This is a genomic window from Pseudomonadales bacterium (assembly GCA_024234435.1).
Classification (GTDB): Bacteria; Pseudomonadota; Gammaproteobacteria; order Pseudomonadales; family Porticoccaceae; genus JACKOF01.
The window spans coordinates 831984-847357 of record JACKOF010000001.1 but is presented as its reverse complement, the minus strand read 5'-3'; the positions used below and the strand labels follow the sequence as shown (position 1 = coordinate 847357).

Here is a 15374-nt window from a genome sequence, read left to right as displayed (position 1 = left end):
AATGCATGCTCTAATAAGAAAATTGTTCTATTACTGGAGGGTTTTAGCAACAGGTATAGCCTTCACAACATTTGGAATAGGAGGCATTACATTACCTGTTTTTGCCTTGGTTTTTTTTCGTTTTATTCCTGGATCCAAGCAGCAGCAACAGTCCCGCGCCCGACTATTAGTACACTACACCTTTAAGGCCTTTATCTACTTTATGCGATTCCTTGGCATTCTAAGGTGGAAAATCGATGGGCTTGAAAAGTTGCAGCGTAGCGGGTTGCTCATATTAGCTAATCACCCGACATTACTTGATGTTGTCTTTCTGGTGGCATTTATTCCCAACGCTACCTGTATTGTAAAAAGCCATCTGCTGCGCAACCCTGCAATGCGTGGCTTTGTGACCCTGACCGGGTATATTACCAACGATAAAGGTGAAAAATTAATTCAAAGCGCTAGAGAGTCCTTTCACCAAAGTAGCTCTCTCATTATTTTTCCAGAGGGAACAAGAACCCAGGCCAACAACCCTCGTCCGTTTCAACGGGGGGCAGCCAATATAGCGATTAGAACAAGAACCAATATCACGCCTGTCAGGATTTATTGCAACCCTCCGACATTGAGCAAAGAAAAAAACTGGTATCAAGTGCCCGAAAAAACATTCTTGATGTCATTCTATGCAGGCGATGATATTTCTATCAGTCCTTTTTTAGAGGATAATAGCTCCCTTGCAGCCCGTAAACTTACACGACATTTAGAAAACTACTTCAAAGAGGAAGAATACCCCGATGGATGTGGAAGCACTACAACTTGAACTCAAACAAATGATTATTGACACTCTGGAGCTTGAAGATATCACCCCTATTGATATTAGTAGTGACGAGCCACTTTTTAATGATGGACTAGGATTGGACTCTATCGATGCACTTGAACTAGGCGTTGCATTGCAAAAGAAATACGGGATCAAATTGGAAGCGGAGTCTGAAGATACAAAACAACACTTTGCCAATATTACCAGCTTGGCAGCATTGGTTAGCAACTACGGGAGATAACCAAGATGGAATCGAGAGAAAACATCTACAGGAAAATCGTTTCCATTATGGAAGAGTTATTTGAAATAAAGCCTGGCGATATTACTGAAAGCGCCCAGTTATACGATGACCTTGATATAGACAGTATTGACGCTGTTGACCTCGTTGTTGAGCTAAAATCCTACACTGGTAAAAAAATTGCGCCAGAAGATTTCAAATCTGTTCGCACAGTTGGAGACATCGTTGATGCAGTGTGCCACCTTTTAGACTCTGAATAGTTTAGAGGATGATCAGTTTTTCTCTCTTAACACGCACAGCAGTCGGTCTGGCATTTATTCTTTACCCGTTACTGGTTTACCTGGGGCTTCGCTCATTCGAACCACGCCTTATCTCTTTTATGCTTGTAGTGTTGATTGGCATACGTTTTGTTAGCGGGGGGAAAACTGAAAAAACCCTCATTTATTGGGCAGTCGCTGCATCTCTCTCGGTCGGGTTCACACTTCTAACAGGGTCTCGATATGGTTTGCTTTTCTACCCTGTACTGATCAATATCACCTTTCTATGCTTATTTTTAGCCAGTTTATTAAACCCTCCCTCTATCATTGAAAAGCTGGCCCGGTTGAAAGACCCTGATATTCCGCACAGTGCAATTCCTTATACACGCAAGGTAACTATTGTCTGGTGCTATTTCTTTTTTATTAATGGAGCCATTGCCTTCATTACCGTTTATCTAAATGAATACTGGTGGCTGCTTTACAATGGATTGATTTCCTACCTGCTCATAGCATTATTAGTAACAGGAGAAATGCTTTTCAGGCGAAAAATTATTGAGCGGCGCCATGATTAAAACACTGCTAGAGCTGTGCTTTGAAACCCAAAGCTATTCTCAGGATCATCCAGTTTGCTATCGGGGCAAGCAAGTGCTTTCCTGGGGGGAGCTTCAAAAGAAAACAACAGTCTGGCGCCAAAATCTCTCATCAGTATCGGATCAAAGAATAGCCGTTTTTTGCAATGATGGCTTTGACTTGATATCGGCACTGCTTGCTATCTGGCAACTGGGAAAAACCGCCATTATTCCGGCAAACACCCTCCTAACAACAATGGATGCACTTTCAGATCAAACGTCTACATTCATTGGTGATTTTGATATATCGAACAGATCAACTCTGGCCTCAGTACCCTCTGAATTACATGATGCTACCCCTGAAACAAGATCAGCAATAGACACCGCAATCATACTGTTCACTTCCGGTTCCAGCGGCCAACCAAAACCCATAGCCAAAACTTTTGCACAATTAGACGCTGAACTGGCTATATTGGAAGCTGAATGGGGAGACAAACTTAAGAACACACTCTTTTTAGGCACTGTTTCTCACCATCACATGTTCGGCCTGCCCTTTCGCTTGCTATGGCCTCTTGTTTCTGGTCGATTGTTTGTCGCCGAAGAACTGGACTATCTGGAGCAACTGGAAAAATGGGTTGATACTCCGCTGACGTTTATTACCAGCCCTGCTCATCTGGAGCATTTGCCAAAATTTGCTGACTGGACAGCAATACGACAAGCTGCAATCCGTGTTTTTGCTGCGGGGGCTCCGCTATCTGCAAATACAGCAAAAAGCAGTCTGGAGCATTTTGGCAAGCACGTTACCGAAATTTATGGCAGCACTGAAACGGGAGCGGTTGCCTGGCAGCAGCAGTTAAAGCAAGCCCGATGGACTCCAGTTCATGGGGTTGAAATAAGCAAAGCTGACATTTCCGATCACTTATTGGTAAAAAGTCCCGCCATCAACCCAGAAGCCTGGTTTGAAACATCTGATCGCTGCAAAATTTTCCCTGACAACCAGTTTGAGCTTAATGGTCGTACCGACACTATTGTTAAAGTCGCCGGGAAAAGAGTTTCCCTGACGTTGATTGAAAATCAATTACAAGCTCACCCCCTGGTCACATCAGTAAAACTGGTATTGCTCTCCAACAAAAAATCTCGTATTGGCGCAGTTGTCCAACTCAATGCAAAAGGCAACGAAGAATTGGTCGACAAGGGTAAGCGAAAACTGGCAGCGGCACTGACCAAAGATTTGGATAAATTAGTGGAGAGTGTCGCTATTCCCCGTTTCTGGAGATATGTGTCTCAAATCCCCAAAGACAAACAAGGGAAAACAACCGCACAGGCTCTCTCATCCCTGTTTTTTTCCGAGCAGCAACCGCGACTACCTACAGTTATTGAAAGCACCTGCTCAGACGACAAATGTTTACTCACTTTAACAATCCCCGAAAACTTATACTATTTTTCAGGACACTTTCCAGGAAGCCCCATCCTCCCCGGAGTGGTGCAAATAAACTGGGCAAATCATTTTGGCAACCTGTACCTTCAGGAGCTCCACAAAAAACAGCGCAAGGGGTCAAACCGGTTTCTCAGGCTTGAGGCCGTGAAATTTCAGCAAGTAATTACTGCAGGAGGAATACTTCAGCTCTTACTGACATTCAATCAAGACAGCGGGAAATTGACCTTTACGTATTATTCAGAAAAACACCATTATTCCAGTGGTCGAATGGTGTTTTCCCATGACTGACAACACCACATTGCTATCATTCAGGCCGTGCGCTATTGTTCCTGTATACAATCATCCCGACAAGCTCACAGAGCTCGCCTCTGCAATCACCAACACTTATCAGTTACCCATTATTTTTATTGATGACGGCAGTACACAAGACTGTCATCAAATTATGGCGTATCTGGCCCAACATAATTCAAATATCTCGGTTGTGACACACCAACACAACCAAGGCAAAGGTGCTGCAATAAAAACAGGATTACATCACGCTAACAACCGTCAGTTCAGTCACGCACTGCAAATTGATGCTGATGGCCAACATAGCACTAGCGATATTCCAAAATTCATTCAGGCTGCTATTGCCGCTCCTGACAGATTGATCGCAGGATACCCGGCCTACGACAACAGCATACCCAAACTTCGATATTATGGCCGTTACCTCTCCCATATCTGGGTATGGATCAACACATTGTCTACAACAGTAAAAGATTCCATGTGCGGATTCAGAGTTTATCCTATTGCAGCCAGCTGCCAATTAATCAAAGATGAACCCATGGGTAACAGAATGGAATTTGATGGCGAATTCATTGTTCGCTGGTTTTGGCGTTATGGTCAACCAACTCAGTTGGAAACAAAGGTTATTTATCCTGAAAACAACCTTTCAAACTTCCAATTATTGAAAGATAACAAACTTATTTCACTCATGCATGCCCGACTATTTTTCGGGATGTTAGTACGGCTGCCAAAGTTGATTTCGGCTAAGTGGAGAAATTCGTGAGCAGCGGGAAGCATTGGGCTACCATCACCGAAGCCGGAACACTTTTGGGCATGAGGATATTGATTTTCGCTTACCGCATCGGGGGTAATTGCTTATTAAAAATTTTCTTGGCCCCTGTTATCGGGTTTTATTTCATATTCCACCCTGCTGCCAGAAAAGCCTCTCAAGAGTTTTTAGTCCGTGCTCGTCAACAGGGCGCCGACATACCCGTCCCCCGCTGGTGGCATAGCCTGGCGCATCTGTGGCAATTCGGCATTGCTATCGTCGATAAGTTTGCCGTGTGGATGGAACGAATTACCTTGCAGGATCTGACAATATCAGGGTCCGAAATAATTGAAGACCTATTAGAGAACAAACAAGGCGCTGTCATTCTTATATCTCACCTGGGCAATTTCGAAATTTGTCAGTGCTTCTCAAAAAGACACGAGGCAATAAGAATCAGTGCATTTCACCACACCAAAAACTCGGAAAAATTCCATGCCTTTCTCAAGCAGTTTAACCAAAAGAATCAAGTGGAAATTCTCCAGGTAACTGAAATTGATACGGAGACAGCAATCCGGCTCAGCGAAAAAGTCAGTCATGGCGAATTTATTGTTATCGCTGGCGACAGAATTCCAGTTGCCAACAAGAACGGCACTTTCCCAATAGAGTTCATGGGGGCGCCAGCCCCTTTTCCAAAAGGGCCATTTGCTCTGGCCACTGCATTAAAAGCGCCTGTTTTATTTTTGACCTGTATAAAAAAAGGTAGTGGCTTTCATGTCACTTTTGAACAACTGAGTATTCCTCAGTCAACAGGCCGAAAAAGTCACAGACAGAAAATCGAGCGACTCGCGGCCAGTTACGCCTCTCGTCTGCAATATCACTGCCTGCAGTCACCATTCCAATGGTTTAATTTTTACTCTTTTTGGCAAGACACAGAGCAATTCACTACCCAAACATCCAACTCAACCTCTGTAACCGGCAGGCACAATTAATGACCAAATCAGTTTTTGCTCGTGCAAAAGTAAATATTGAAATACCATTTCACGATGTTGACGCAGCCGAAATAGCATGGCACGGCCACTACGCAAAATATTTCGAAATCGCCCGCTGTCAGTTGCTTGACCAAATCGACTATAACTATCCACAAATGAAGGAATCAGGATTCTTCTGGCCCGTTATAGATATGAGGGTTCGTTATATCGCCCCGACACGATTCCAGCAAAAAATAACCGTAGAAGCAATGCTTGTTGAGTGGGAGCACCGCCTTAAAATTGACTACCTGATTTGTGACGCGACATCAGGTCAAAGACTCACCAAAGGGTATACCTGTCAGGTAGCTGTTGGAATACATGATAGGGAAATGCTTCTGGTCTCTCCTCCTGTTGTAGAAGAAAAGTTGAAAATCAAGAGATCACTCTAATGCATCGATATTTGTTCATTATTACCATCCTTGTCTGCACCTCTCTCCAGGCAAGTGTGGTCAATCAACTTCAACAGCACTCTGCAAAAATAGCATCTGTTTCCGGCACTTTTGAACAAACACGAAAAATTGCTGTTTTACCCCTACCCCTTACGTCCAACGGTCACTTTTCCTACCATCGCGACCAGGGATTAATCTGGGAAACCCTTCACCCGGTGAAAAATACTCTAAAACTGCCAGGAGAGTCGAGCACAACCAACACAACGTTGGATCAACACAGCTTTATTTCAAAACTGATACTGGGGGTTCTCTCAGGAAACTTCCGCAACCTGGAAGACCAATTCACAATCAAACAACAGGAGCAACAACATTGGCAATTATTACTTACCCCAAAAAACAAGGATATTGCCAACCACCTGCAGCAGGTTGAGCTTCAGGGTACAGACTTCACCGAGCAAATAACGATCACGGAAACAAACGGCGATATCACCCGGATTACCTTTAAAGTTACGGCATTTGTGAACACAGACCAATAAAATGGATCGCGCCCAATTTCCTCTAAAAGCACTTTTGTGGCTAATACTGCTTTGCCTGTGTGCAGCATACAGTAGCTATAGGATTGCTAACGATGATGCATTCGATAGCAATATTTTGGGGTTACTGCCGACATCTGTTGCATCACAACAGCAAATAGAAATACAAAAGCACTTCCAACAGGCATTCGATAAAAGCTTTGTCATTCTCATTCAAGGAAAAACTGCCGAAGAAGGGCTGCTCCTGGCGGGAAACCTAAAGCAACAACTTCAGCAATCGGGCATTCTCACACTGGATGCCCTAATACCCTCCTATCCGGACTTGCTAAAAGCTACATATAGTCCTTACCGATTTCAATTACTTAACGCTTCCAGCCGAGAATGGCTGGAAAGAACCTCACCAAAGGACATCGCGCAACAAAGCCTGGAACAATTGTACAGCTTGGTTCCCGCTTACAGGCCATATAATTTCACAGATGATCCGTTTAATCTTGGTGGCCTCTGGGTAACTGGTATCCTCAACACAGGCGTGGCATTTGCCTTAACTGAAATACCTTCTATCGTTGAAAATGGAAATAACTGGTACTTAATAAAAGGAACCATTTCCGGTAGTCCATTTGATATGGACATGCAGCAAAGCATCACACGAACCATCTCAACATTCAGACAACAGCAACCCACACCCGATTATCAAATACTGCTATCGGGCCTCGTTTTTCACGCGTCAGAAGGCGCTATAACAGCTCGAAAGGAAATTTCCACTGTGGGCCTGGGGTCACTGTTTGGAATTTGCCTGCTTGTGGCGCTGGTCTTTTCATCCTGGCGCTCCACTGCAGCAATATTATTCACACTTATCAGCAGCAGCCTTATAGCTCTCACGGTTAGCCTATTACTTTACCCAAAGGTGCATTTGGTAACACTGGCTTTTGGATCCACGTTGCTGGGATTAGCCGCAGATTACTGCTTTCATTTTCTGGTAAAGTACCGTTCTACAAAAAATGCCCGAAAAACAGGCTATTTACTCAGAAAAGGGCTGTTATTTAGCGCAGGCTCCAGCATTTCCGCTTACCTGGTACAGCTGTTTTCACCCTTTCCCGGCTTACAGCAGTTCGCCATATTTCTCGCCTCCGGACTGGCCGCAGCCTGTTGTTCTGTATTTTTACTCAGTGCTGTTTTCCAGGATAAAAGCACACAAGGCTTTGCGTATTACTCATCGATATACAAACGGAAAATAGAACCGTTCTATCAAAAACTCTCTGCTAAACGAGCGGTAATCCCTGTTCTTCTGACATTTCTGCTCATAGCGCCCATCTATCTCATCTTGCAAGAAAAAAATGATGACCTTCGCCTGCTGAACAGCTCAAGTCAGTCTCTCATTCGCTCAGAGCAAAAAGTCCAGCAGCTGCTTAACGTTGCGGACGGCCAGCGATACTTCGTTATCACGGGAGACAGCAGCGACCTTGTGCTTGAAAATACAGAAAAGCTTAATGCCAAAATCAACCGGATGCTGCCAGGTACAATGACAGCCATGTTTTCCGCATCAAGCCTTATTCCTTCGGGGCAGCGTCAACACGCAGATTATAAGTTAGTAATAGAGAAGTTGTATTCAGATCAAGGGGCACTTCCGTTACTGTGTCAAAAACTGGAAATAGATTGCTCAAGCTTCCGCACACCAGCTTATCCAGGCCAATTGAAAATTGAGAATCTGCCTGCTGATATCATTCAGCAGTGGCCCATATTGTCATTACTAAAAGAAGAATACGGCGTGATGTTAATTCCATCTACAGTTCGTTTTTCGAAGGAGCAGATCCATCAGCTAATCGAATCAACAGAAATCACCTACAGTGATCGAGTCGCGGAGCTGTCCGGTGTACTGCAAGACTTTCGTATACAGGTCAGCACGTTATTAATCTGCTTTGGCGTTTTACTAGCCATTGTCAGCTGGGTATTATTTAAACATAGCGGAGTTACCATAGTGCTGCCTTTGGTTATTTCTATACTCTCAGCACTGATCGTAGCATCATTGGAAGGAATAACCCTGTTTCACATACTCGCGTTACTGTTAGTTGCAGGTATCGCAATAGATACAGCCGCATTTTACCTGCACCCTGGCCTGGATAGTGACACATGGCTGGCATCGACGCTGTCATGCCTGACATCGTTACTGGCTTTTGGTTTGCTGACGTTTAGTGAGATTCCGTTACTTCATCAGTTTGGGCTTGTTGTATTCACAGGGTTACTCAGCGCCTGGCTGATCACTCCACTTATTATATTCATTACAAATCACTATAGGCAGGCAGCACATGACGACAACTGATATTGCAATTATTGGCGCGGGACCAGCAGGAGCAGTCGCAGCAGCCCTGCTTTGCAAATCAGGGCACCGCGTTACCATTCTGGAGCAGAGCCATTTCCCACGCTTTTCTATTGGCGAAAGCCTGTTGCCACAATGCATGGAATTTATTGAACAGGCAGGCATGCTGGATGCGGTTACTGCCGCAAACTTCCAATTTAAGAATGGCGCAGCATTTGCGCGAAATGGGCAAAGTGGCAGCTTTGATTTCTCTCAAAAATTTACACGAGGACACAGTAATACGTTTCAGGTGGAGCGTGCCAGGTTTGATCACATCATCGCAGAGTGCGCGGAACAAGCCGGTGCAGACATTCGCTATGGGCATAAGATTACAGATGTTTCATTCACGGAGAGTGGTAGCTCCGAGTTGGCAATATCCTCAGATCAGGGGGCAGCATATTCGCTAAAAGCAAAATTTCTGTTAGACGCATCCGGTTTTGGTCGTGTATTACCTCGGTTACTTGATCTGGAAACACCCTCGGACTTCCCCTCACGAAAATCCATATTCACACATATCAAAGATAACATCTCTGATGAGAGCTACGACCGAAACAAAATTTTGATTGTTATTCATCCAGAATACAAAGACGTCTGGTACTGGTTAATCCCGTTCAACAACGGGCGTTGCTCAATAGGTGTCGTCGCAAAGGAGGAGTTCTTCAACGCAAGCTCTCTTTCCGAAGATGAGCTGTTAAAATCGGCTATCTCTGCAAGCCCTGACCTCTGCAGCCTCCTTCAGAAGGCTGAATACGACACGCCTGTGCGTATGATTAAGGGGTATTCCTGCAATGTAAAATCGCTTTGGGGAAAGGGGTATGCCTTACTGGGGAATGCGGGCGAGTTTCTGGACCCGGTATTTTCTTCAGGTGTCACAATCGCAATGAAATCGGCAACATTAGCGGCCCCGCTGGTAAGCAAAACACTGGCAAACCAAACAGTCGACTGGGAGAGTCAATATGCCCTGCCGCTAAAAATAGGAGTTGACACTTTTCGCAGCTACGTGAGCGCTTGGTACGAAGGTTCTCTGCAAAACATTATTTTTTCCAAAAATCATCAACCAAAAACCCGTGAAATGGTCTGCTCAATTTTGGCAGGTTATGCATGGGACACAGAAAACCCCTTCGTAGAAAAACCGGATCGACGTCTAAAAGCATTAGCCCAAATATGTCGCGCCTGATTCTTATTATTTTCTTTTTCCTGTCTGTTGCTTGCCAGCACAATCCATCGCTGCCAACAATAGCCACCCCCCCCTTGCCAGGCAGCAACCAACTGGCTTGTTGCTGGCAAGCACAAGAATCACTGGAAATTACTTTTCATGATAAACAGTTCCAACTGAACGCCGTTGTCGCCGTAGATACCCAGATGAATGCGAAAAAAAGGCAGCAAAAACTGACTCTGGTCCTATTTAATCCGCTTGGCCAACGTATATTAACTATCGTGCAACAAGAGCAAGAAATTTCCACCCTGGTTTCCCCTCAATTAAAAGATCCCCTTCCCGCAGAGCTACTGCTGGCGGGAGTTCATTTGGCATACTCCAACGATTCAGCCTGGTCCGAAATCGGGCCAAAAAACCGTACAGGCTGGAGCATGAACACTACTCATACAGAATCAGGTGATGTGGAAAAAGTTTTGAGTTACCGGAGTCGACCGATAATATCCATGGTCACCACGCCCAATGCTCAAAGTAGGCGCATTCTTTATTTTGCAGATCATAACGCAGTCATTAAAATAACCACATTAACGAGAAATCCTTTATGACTGACTGCCCTGAATCCGTATCTTCCGGACCTATTTACCTGAATGCTGTTGAGTTGATCTGCTCCCTGGGATTAGGCGCCAGTCAAGTGTCCAACAATCTATTTGGGACTATTCCACAACAAGGGTACCTGTCATTATCTGAGCACTATACTCCCGGTAAAAAACTGCATCTGGGACTTGTTAGCAACGATCTGCCAACAGTACCCATAGAAAGCGAAATCTCCCGTAACAATCAGTTTCTAACCGCCTTAGCCAACCCTCTGCTACCCGCCATTGACAAACTTAAAGGTGTGTTCGGCCCGCATCGTATTGGCGTTGTTGTAGGTACCAGTACTTCGGGAATTGCAGAAGCAGAAAAAGCACTGGTTTATCGCAACCAGAATGGCGTTTTCCCTGACGATTATCACTACAGAAAACAAGAGGTATCAGCACCGTCCCGCTTCCTGGCGGCTTATTTAGGCGTTACCGGTCCAGCCTGGACAGTTTCAACCGCTTGTACCTCCGGGGGAAAGGCACTTGCCTCCGCAGCCCGATTATTGAAATTAGGTGTTTGCGACGCGGTTATCGCGGGGGGAGCTGATACTTTATGCAGAATGACAGTGGAAGGCTTTTCATCGCTTTCCGTTCTCGATAGCGATATCTGCAATCCGTTCAGCCGCAATCGAAAAGGTATTAATATTGGCGAAGGTGCCGCATTGTTTATCGTTACCAGAGACGAAGGCCCTGTAAGGCTTGCAGGTTATGGCGAAAGTTCCGATGCCCATCATATTTCAGCCCCTCACCCCAAAGGGGTCGGCGCTGAATCAGCGATGCAGCAAGCACTGGATATGGCGGGCATAACAGCAGAAAGTATTGATTACCTGAATTTTCACGGCACAGCAACTGAACAAAACGACAAAATGGAGGCAATTGCAGCGTATAAAGTACTCGGCAATGACATCGCCTGCAGTTCAACAAAACCGCTAACGGGGCACACGCTTGCTGCAGCCGGATCTATCGAAGCCGCCTTTTGCTGGCTAGGCCTGCAACGCAACGACGGTCTCATCCCTCCCCACCTTTGGGACCATGAACCAGACCCTGACCTTCCGGTTATGCATGGTTTGGCCAAAACATCGCTCCCGGCAAAAATGAAAATGGCTATGAGCAACTCCTTCGCGTTTGGCGGCAATAATATTTCACTGATTCTGGCTGGCGAATAATGGATTCCACTTTCAATATTCTGGATGTCATTCCTCACGACCAACCTATGTCTTTACTGGACAATATACTTGAACACAACGAAGCAGGACTTACTGCTGGCGTAACTATCACCAATCAATCACTATTTGCAGAAGATCAAGGTGTACCCTCCTGGGTGGGTGTTGAATATATGGGGCAAGCCATTGCCGCATATGCAGGCGTTTGTGCCCGCAAACAAAATCAACCGGTAAAGATCGGTTTTCTGGTTAGCGTTCGGCGTTATGAACCTGGTTGTGCCTTTTTCCCCATAGGCTCTCATCTTGAAATACATGCAGAACCTATTACAGACAGCGACACTGGCTTGCAAGTTTTTAACTGCAGAATAAAAGGCACGAATATTGATATTCGTGCAAACCTCAATGTGTTTATGCCTGATGATCTCGAAGCTTTTCTTGAGGGAGAAAAATAATGGAGCAAACCGTGCTCGTTACCGGTTCAAGCCGTGGCATTGGCAAAGCTATAGCGTTAATGCTGGCAAAAAGTGGTTATACAGTGGTATTGCACTGCCGAAGTAACCGTGATGATGCTACTTCCCTAATGAGCGACATCGCCCAACAGGGTGGCAAAACACGTCTCTTACAGTTTGATGTATCCGACAGAGCACAATGTCGGCACGTTATTGAAAAAGATCTCAGTGATCACGGCGCCTACTATGGCGTGGTATGTAATGCAGGCATCATTCGCGATAACGCATTCCCGGCCATGACCGGAGAAGAATGGGACAATGTCATCCACACCAACCTGGACAGCTTTTATAACGTACTAAACCCGATTATCATGCCAATGGTACGCAGGCGTTCACCAGGAAGAATTATCACCCTGGCCTCGGTATCTGGGCTTATGGGAAACCGGGGGCAAACGAACTACAGTGCAGCCAAGGCAGGTATCATCGCTGCCAGTAAATCATTAGCGCTTGAACTGGCCAAACGGGAAATCACAGTGAACTGCGTAGCGCCAGGTTTCATTGAAACAGACATGACAGAAAAAGCACCTGTAAAAGAGGCATTGGCCCTAATCCCGGCTCGCAGAGCAGGTAAAGCTCATGAGGTCGCCAGCTTGGTTAAATATCTGATGTCCGCCGAAGCAGCCTACATTACTCGTCAGGTTATTTCTGTAAACGGAGGTATGTGTTGATGCACAGGGTTGTTGTTACAGGTATGGCAGGCATCTCTCCTATTGGCTCAGACTGGTCAACTATTGAAGACAACCTCCGTAGCCTTCGGACAGGTATTAAATACATGTCTGAGTGGGAAATGTATCCGGACCTGAGCACCCGTCTTGGTGCTCCAGTGACAGATTTCCAGAAACCCGCACATTATTCACGCAAACAAACACGCAGTATGGGTCGTGTTGCACTCATGTCCGTTGTCGCAACAGAAAATGCTTTAAAGCAGGCAAATCTGCTGGACAACCCGAATATACGGGATGGTCGCATGGGTGTCAGTTATGGCTCATCTACCGGCAGCACAGACGCTATAGCAGATTTTGGCAATATGCTTCTCAACCATGCCAGCAGCAAAATAAACGCTAACTCCTATCTCAAGATGATGAGCCACACCGCTGCGGTTAATATTGATGTATTCTTTGGACTGAAAGGCCGGGTGATCCCTACCTCCAGTGCCTGCACCTCGGGTAGCCAAGGTATTGGCTACGCCTACGAAGCTATTAAATACGGACATCAAAAACTGATGGTGGCTGGTGGCGGAGAAGAATTATGCGCTACTGAAGCCGCCGTATTTGATACCCTCTATGCGACCAGTACTCGCAACGATCAGCCAAGAACCAGCCCCCGCCCCTTTGACAAAAACCGTGATGGACTAGTAATTGGTGAAGGTGCTTGCGTACTCATTCTTGAAGAACGCGAGCATGCATTGGCCAGAGGTGCAAAAATTCTTGCAGAAATAGTTGGTTTTGGAACCAACTCGGATGGCAGCCATGTAACCCAGCCACAATCGGAGACCATGTACAAAGCAATGGAAACTGCTCTTATGGCATCCGGCCTCAACCCCGAAGATATTGGTTATGTCAGTGCTCACGGTACTGCCACGGATAGAGGCGACATTGCCGAGACACAAGCAACCTCCCGACTATTGGGTCATAACGTGCCTATTAGCGCCCTCAAAAGCTTTACGGGGCACACATTAGGCGCTTGTGGAGCCCTCGAGTCCATGGTGGCTATTGAGATGATGAACAATGACTGGTTCCACGCAACCGCTAATCTGGACGATCTGGACCCGGACTGTGAAGGGCTTGACCACATCACAGGTCGAGGTCGTAACATGCACGTAAATTATGTTATGAGTAACAACTTTGCATTCGGAGGGATTAATACTTCACTGATTTTCGCGCGAGTTAAATAAGATATCCAAATAAAGGGAGCTATTATGAATATCAGAATACTTTGCACTCTATTTTTCCTGTTATCCCATGTCACTCTGGCAGCAGAGTTAACGCCAGAGGGGTATGTCAAAGCTTATTCTTCGGGAACAGAACAAGAACAGAGTATCAACGAATCATTAGCATGGGCAGGACTATCCGACCCGGAAATATTCGATCCAATAGAGCAGCAGTTGCTCAACGCATATCTATCCAAACAAAGTAAAGACAAAATCGACTATCTTTCCTGGCTTGCAAAGGGCTTGGGGTTTTCAGGTAATCCGAAATACATTCCATCTTTAACAACCATTGCTAAAGATGCCAAAAGTAAAAAATTACGTCGTCATGCAGAAAGTGCTCTCGCTATTTTGAGCAAATATCAACAATGGAACCCGATTATTGCACCTGATGCCGGTATAGGGCTTCCCTATCCAACAACCAGCCAGCGATTGAAGAACATGCTGGATAGCAATGATATGGAATTAATTCGGGTTGCAGCGAAGAGAATGTATCTCAGCCGCATGTCAGATCACGAATTAATTTCCACTGCGAGTAAACTAATAGAAAAGCACTATCAATCCGACGGAGACAAAGTTTTTATCGATACCGTCGCCTGGCTCTGCAAGGCTGTTGCCAACTCCAAAAACCCGCAATACAAACCACTTATCGAACGTGTATCAACATCAGCCAACAACAAAAAACTGCGTAATTACGCGAGAAAATATCTCAATTACTACAACTGACAACCCGTTGTGTTACAAAGGATAATTCACGTTGAATCTGGAGCTTATTGACAATAATCTCTACACAATTAATCAAATTTCGGTCAAAAAGGGAGACTTTACCAATGAAAAAACTGATTCTGGTTATATTTATTAATCTGTTACTCATCCCCGCCTCTTTTGCAAGAGACGACATAGGAAGCTACGCCATCGCAGATGCCCTGGCCATCGAAGAATACAAAAACTTACTCGGCAACGAGATAAGATTCTATTTTGGGACCAACAAACCCAAAAATATTCAAAAAATTTATGGTGAGTTCGGAACCAACAAAAAAACAAATGCCTTCAACAAAACAGATAAAGCAGCATGCCAACGCGCATTCATATCAGCATTGATCTCTCTGCGAGATCGCGCCCTAAGAGAAGGAGGCAACGCTGTGATCAATGTCAAATCCAACTACAAAGGCACATTAACTTCAGATAACACTACGTTCCGTTGTGGTGCTGGCGCCATAATGGCGGGGGTTGCATTAGTCGGTACCGTTGCCCAGGTGAAGTAGTAACAAGCATCGCAATAAACGCTAACAGTCCGTCGTTATCTTTCCAAACAACCCGCGTGTTAATTGGTAAGAGATGATCCTGCCAACC

The 15374-nt window shown here is 45.3% G+C and carries 18 protein-coding genes; all 18 read left to right on the top strand.

Going from position 1 to position 15374, the window contains the following annotated elements:
- Window position 1 precedes the first annotated feature (1 nt).
- Window positions 2-796, top strand: coding sequence for a 1-acyl-sn-glycerol-3-phosphate acyltransferase (locus H7A02_03900; GenBank protein ID MCP5171397.1), 795 nt, complete (start codon window positions 2-4; stop codon window positions 794-796).
- Window positions 771-1034, top strand: a complete 264-nt coding sequence (locus H7A02_03895) for an acyl carrier protein (GenBank protein ID MCP5171396.1) — start codon at window positions 771-773, stop codon at window positions 1032-1034. The genes H7A02_03900 and H7A02_03895 overlap by 26 nt, the downstream gene beginning before the upstream one ends.
- Before the next feature lie 5 nt (window positions 1035-1039).
- Complete coding sequence (locus tag H7A02_03890; protein MCP5171395.1) at window positions 1040-1291, top strand: acyl carrier protein; 252 nt, start codon at window positions 1040-1042, stop codon at window positions 1289-1291.
- Between the two features lie 8 nt (window positions 1292-1299).
- Window positions 1300-1860: a hypothetical protein gene (locus tag H7A02_03885; GenBank protein MCP5171394.1), complete on the top strand. Its 561-nt coding sequence runs from the start codon at window positions 1300-1302 to the stop codon at window positions 1858-1860.
- On the top strand, window positions 1853-3583 hold the full coding sequence (locus tag H7A02_03880; GenBank protein MCP5171393.1) for an AMP-binding protein: 1731 nt from the start codon (window positions 1853-1855) through the stop codon (window positions 3581-3583). Before H7A02_03885 ends, H7A02_03880 begins: the two co-directional genes overlap by 8 nt.
- The gene (locus H7A02_03875) at window positions 3576-4343 is read left to right on the top strand and encodes a glycosyltransferase family 2 protein (GenBank protein MCP5171392.1); all 768 of its coding nucleotides are present in this window, start codon (window positions 3576-3578) and stop codon (window positions 4341-4343) included. The genes H7A02_03880 and H7A02_03875 overlap by 8 nt, the downstream gene beginning before the upstream one ends.
- A complete protein-coding gene (locus tag H7A02_03870) occupies window positions 4340-5317 on the top strand; it encodes a hypothetical protein (GenBank protein MCP5171391.1) in 978 nt (325 codons plus the stop codon). Before H7A02_03875 ends, H7A02_03870 begins: the two co-directional genes overlap by 4 nt.
- Window positions 5317-5745 (top strand): acyl-CoA thioesterase, encoded by a 429-nt coding sequence (locus H7A02_03865; protein MCP5171390.1) that lies wholly within the window; start codon window positions 5317-5319, stop codon window positions 5743-5745. Before H7A02_03870 ends, H7A02_03865 begins: the two co-directional genes overlap by 1 nt.
- On the top strand, window positions 5745-6281 hold the full coding sequence (locus H7A02_03860; protein MCP5171389.1) for an outer membrane lipoprotein carrier protein LolA: 537 nt from the start codon (window positions 5745-5747) through the stop codon (window positions 6279-6281). Before H7A02_03865 ends, H7A02_03860 begins: the two co-directional genes overlap by 1 nt.
- 1 nt (window position 6282) lies before the next feature.
- The gene (locus H7A02_03855; protein MCP5171388.1) at window positions 6283-8595 is read left to right on the top strand and encodes a hypothetical protein; all 2313 of its coding nucleotides are present in this window, start codon (window positions 6283-6285) and stop codon (window positions 8593-8595) included.
- Window positions 8582-9808 carry a tryptophan 7-halogenase gene (locus tag H7A02_03850; protein MCP5171387.1) on the top strand — a complete coding sequence of 409 codons (1227 nt, stop codon included), beginning with the start codon at window positions 8582-8584 and terminating at the stop codon, window positions 9806-9808. Before H7A02_03855 ends, H7A02_03850 begins: the two co-directional genes overlap by 14 nt.
- Window positions 9796-10389 (top strand): DUF3261 domain-containing protein, encoded by a 594-nt coding sequence (locus H7A02_03845; protein MCP5171386.1) that lies wholly within the window; start codon window positions 9796-9798, stop codon window positions 10387-10389. Before H7A02_03850 ends, H7A02_03845 begins: the two co-directional genes overlap by 13 nt.
- The gene (locus tag H7A02_03840; protein ID MCP5171385.1) at window positions 10386-11588 is read left to right on the top strand and encodes a beta-ketoacyl-[acyl-carrier-protein] synthase family protein; all 1203 of its coding nucleotides are present in this window, start codon (window positions 10386-10388) and stop codon (window positions 11586-11588) included. The genes H7A02_03845 and H7A02_03840 overlap by 4 nt, the downstream gene beginning before the upstream one ends.
- Entirely contained in the window at window positions 11588-12037 is a 450-nt protein-coding gene (locus H7A02_03835) for a hypothetical protein (protein ID MCP5171384.1), read from the top strand. The genes H7A02_03840 and H7A02_03835 overlap by 1 nt, the downstream gene beginning before the upstream one ends.
- Window positions 12037-12762 carry a 3-oxoacyl-ACP reductase FabG gene (fabG, locus tag H7A02_03830; GenBank protein ID MCP5171383.1) on the top strand — a complete coding sequence of 242 codons (726 nt, stop codon included), beginning with the start codon at window positions 12037-12039 and terminating at the stop codon, window positions 12760-12762. The genes H7A02_03835 and fabG overlap by 1 nt, the downstream gene beginning before the upstream one ends.
- Entirely contained in the window at window positions 12762-13988 is a 1227-nt protein-coding gene (locus tag H7A02_03825; GenBank protein ID MCP5171382.1) for a beta-ketoacyl-ACP synthase, read from the top strand. Before fabG ends, H7A02_03825 begins: the two co-directional genes overlap by 1 nt.
- 24 nt (window positions 13989-14012) lie before the next feature.
- A complete protein-coding gene (locus tag H7A02_03820; protein ID MCP5171381.1) occupies window positions 14013-14747 on the top strand; it encodes a hypothetical protein in 735 nt (244 codons plus the stop codon).
- 104 nt (window positions 14748-14851) lie between these two features.
- On the top strand, window positions 14852-15286 hold the full coding sequence (locus H7A02_03815; GenBank protein MCP5171380.1) for an excinuclease ABC subunit A: 435 nt from the start codon (window positions 14852-14854) through the stop codon (window positions 15284-15286).
- Window positions 15287-15374 lie beyond the last annotated feature (88 nt).

What these genes read in the sequence shown, in the direction of transcription:
- H7A02_03820 (MCP5171381.1), top strand. Translation starts at nt 14,013, where the DNA reads ATGAATATCAGAATACTTTGCACTCTATTTTTCCTGTTATCCCATGTC.
- H7A02_03860 (MCP5171389.1), top strand. Translation starts at nt 5,745, where the DNA reads ATGCATCGATATTTGTTCATTATTACCATCCTTGTCTGCACCTCTCTC.
- H7A02_03880 (MCP5171393.1), top strand. Translation starts at nt 1,853, where the DNA reads ATGATTAAAACACTGCTAGAGCTGTGCTTTGAAACCCAAAGCTATTCT.
- fabG (MCP5171383.1), top strand. Translation starts at nt 12,037, where the DNA reads ATGGAGCAAACCGTGCTCGTTACCGGTTCAAGCCGTGGCATTGGCAAA.
- H7A02_03900 (MCP5171397.1), top strand. Translation starts at nt 2, where the DNA reads ATGCATGCTCTAATAAGAAAATTGTTCTATTACTGGAGGGTTTTAGCA.
- H7A02_03895 (MCP5171396.1), top strand. Translation starts at nt 771, where the DNA reads ATGGATGTGGAAGCACTACAACTTGAACTCAAACAAATGATTATTGAC.
- H7A02_03850 (MCP5171387.1), top strand. Translation starts at nt 8,582, where the DNA reads ATGACGACAACTGATATTGCAATTATTGGCGCGGGACCAGCAGGAGCA.
- H7A02_03865 (MCP5171390.1), top strand. Translation starts at nt 5,317, where the DNA reads ATGACCAAATCAGTTTTTGCTCGTGCAAAAGTAAATATTGAAATACCA.
- H7A02_03825 (MCP5171382.1), top strand. Translation starts at nt 12,762, where the DNA reads ATGCACAGGGTTGTTGTTACAGGTATGGCAGGCATCTCTCCTATTGGC.
- H7A02_03875 (MCP5171392.1), top strand. Translation starts at nt 3,576, where the DNA reads ATGACTGACAACACCACATTGCTATCATTCAGGCCGTGCGCTATTGTT.
- H7A02_03855 (MCP5171388.1), top strand. Translation starts at nt 6,283, where the DNA reads ATGGATCGCGCCCAATTTCCTCTAAAAGCACTTTTGTGGCTAATACTG.
- H7A02_03885 (MCP5171394.1), top strand. Translation starts at nt 1,300, where the DNA reads ATGATCAGTTTTTCTCTCTTAACACGCACAGCAGTCGGTCTGGCATTT.
- H7A02_03890 (MCP5171395.1), top strand. Translation starts at nt 1,040, where the DNA reads ATGGAATCGAGAGAAAACATCTACAGGAAAATCGTTTCCATTATGGAA.
- H7A02_03835 (MCP5171384.1), top strand. Translation starts at nt 11,588, where the DNA reads ATGGATTCCACTTTCAATATTCTGGATGTCATTCCTCACGACCAACCT.
- H7A02_03845 (MCP5171386.1), top strand. Translation starts at nt 9,796, where the DNA reads ATGTCGCGCCTGATTCTTATTATTTTCTTTTTCCTGTCTGTTGCTTGC.
- H7A02_03840 (MCP5171385.1), top strand. Translation starts at nt 10,386, where the DNA reads ATGACTGACTGCCCTGAATCCGTATCTTCCGGACCTATTTACCTGAAT.
- H7A02_03815 (MCP5171380.1), top strand. Translation starts at nt 14,852, where the DNA reads ATGAAAAAACTGATTCTGGTTATATTTATTAATCTGTTACTCATCCCC.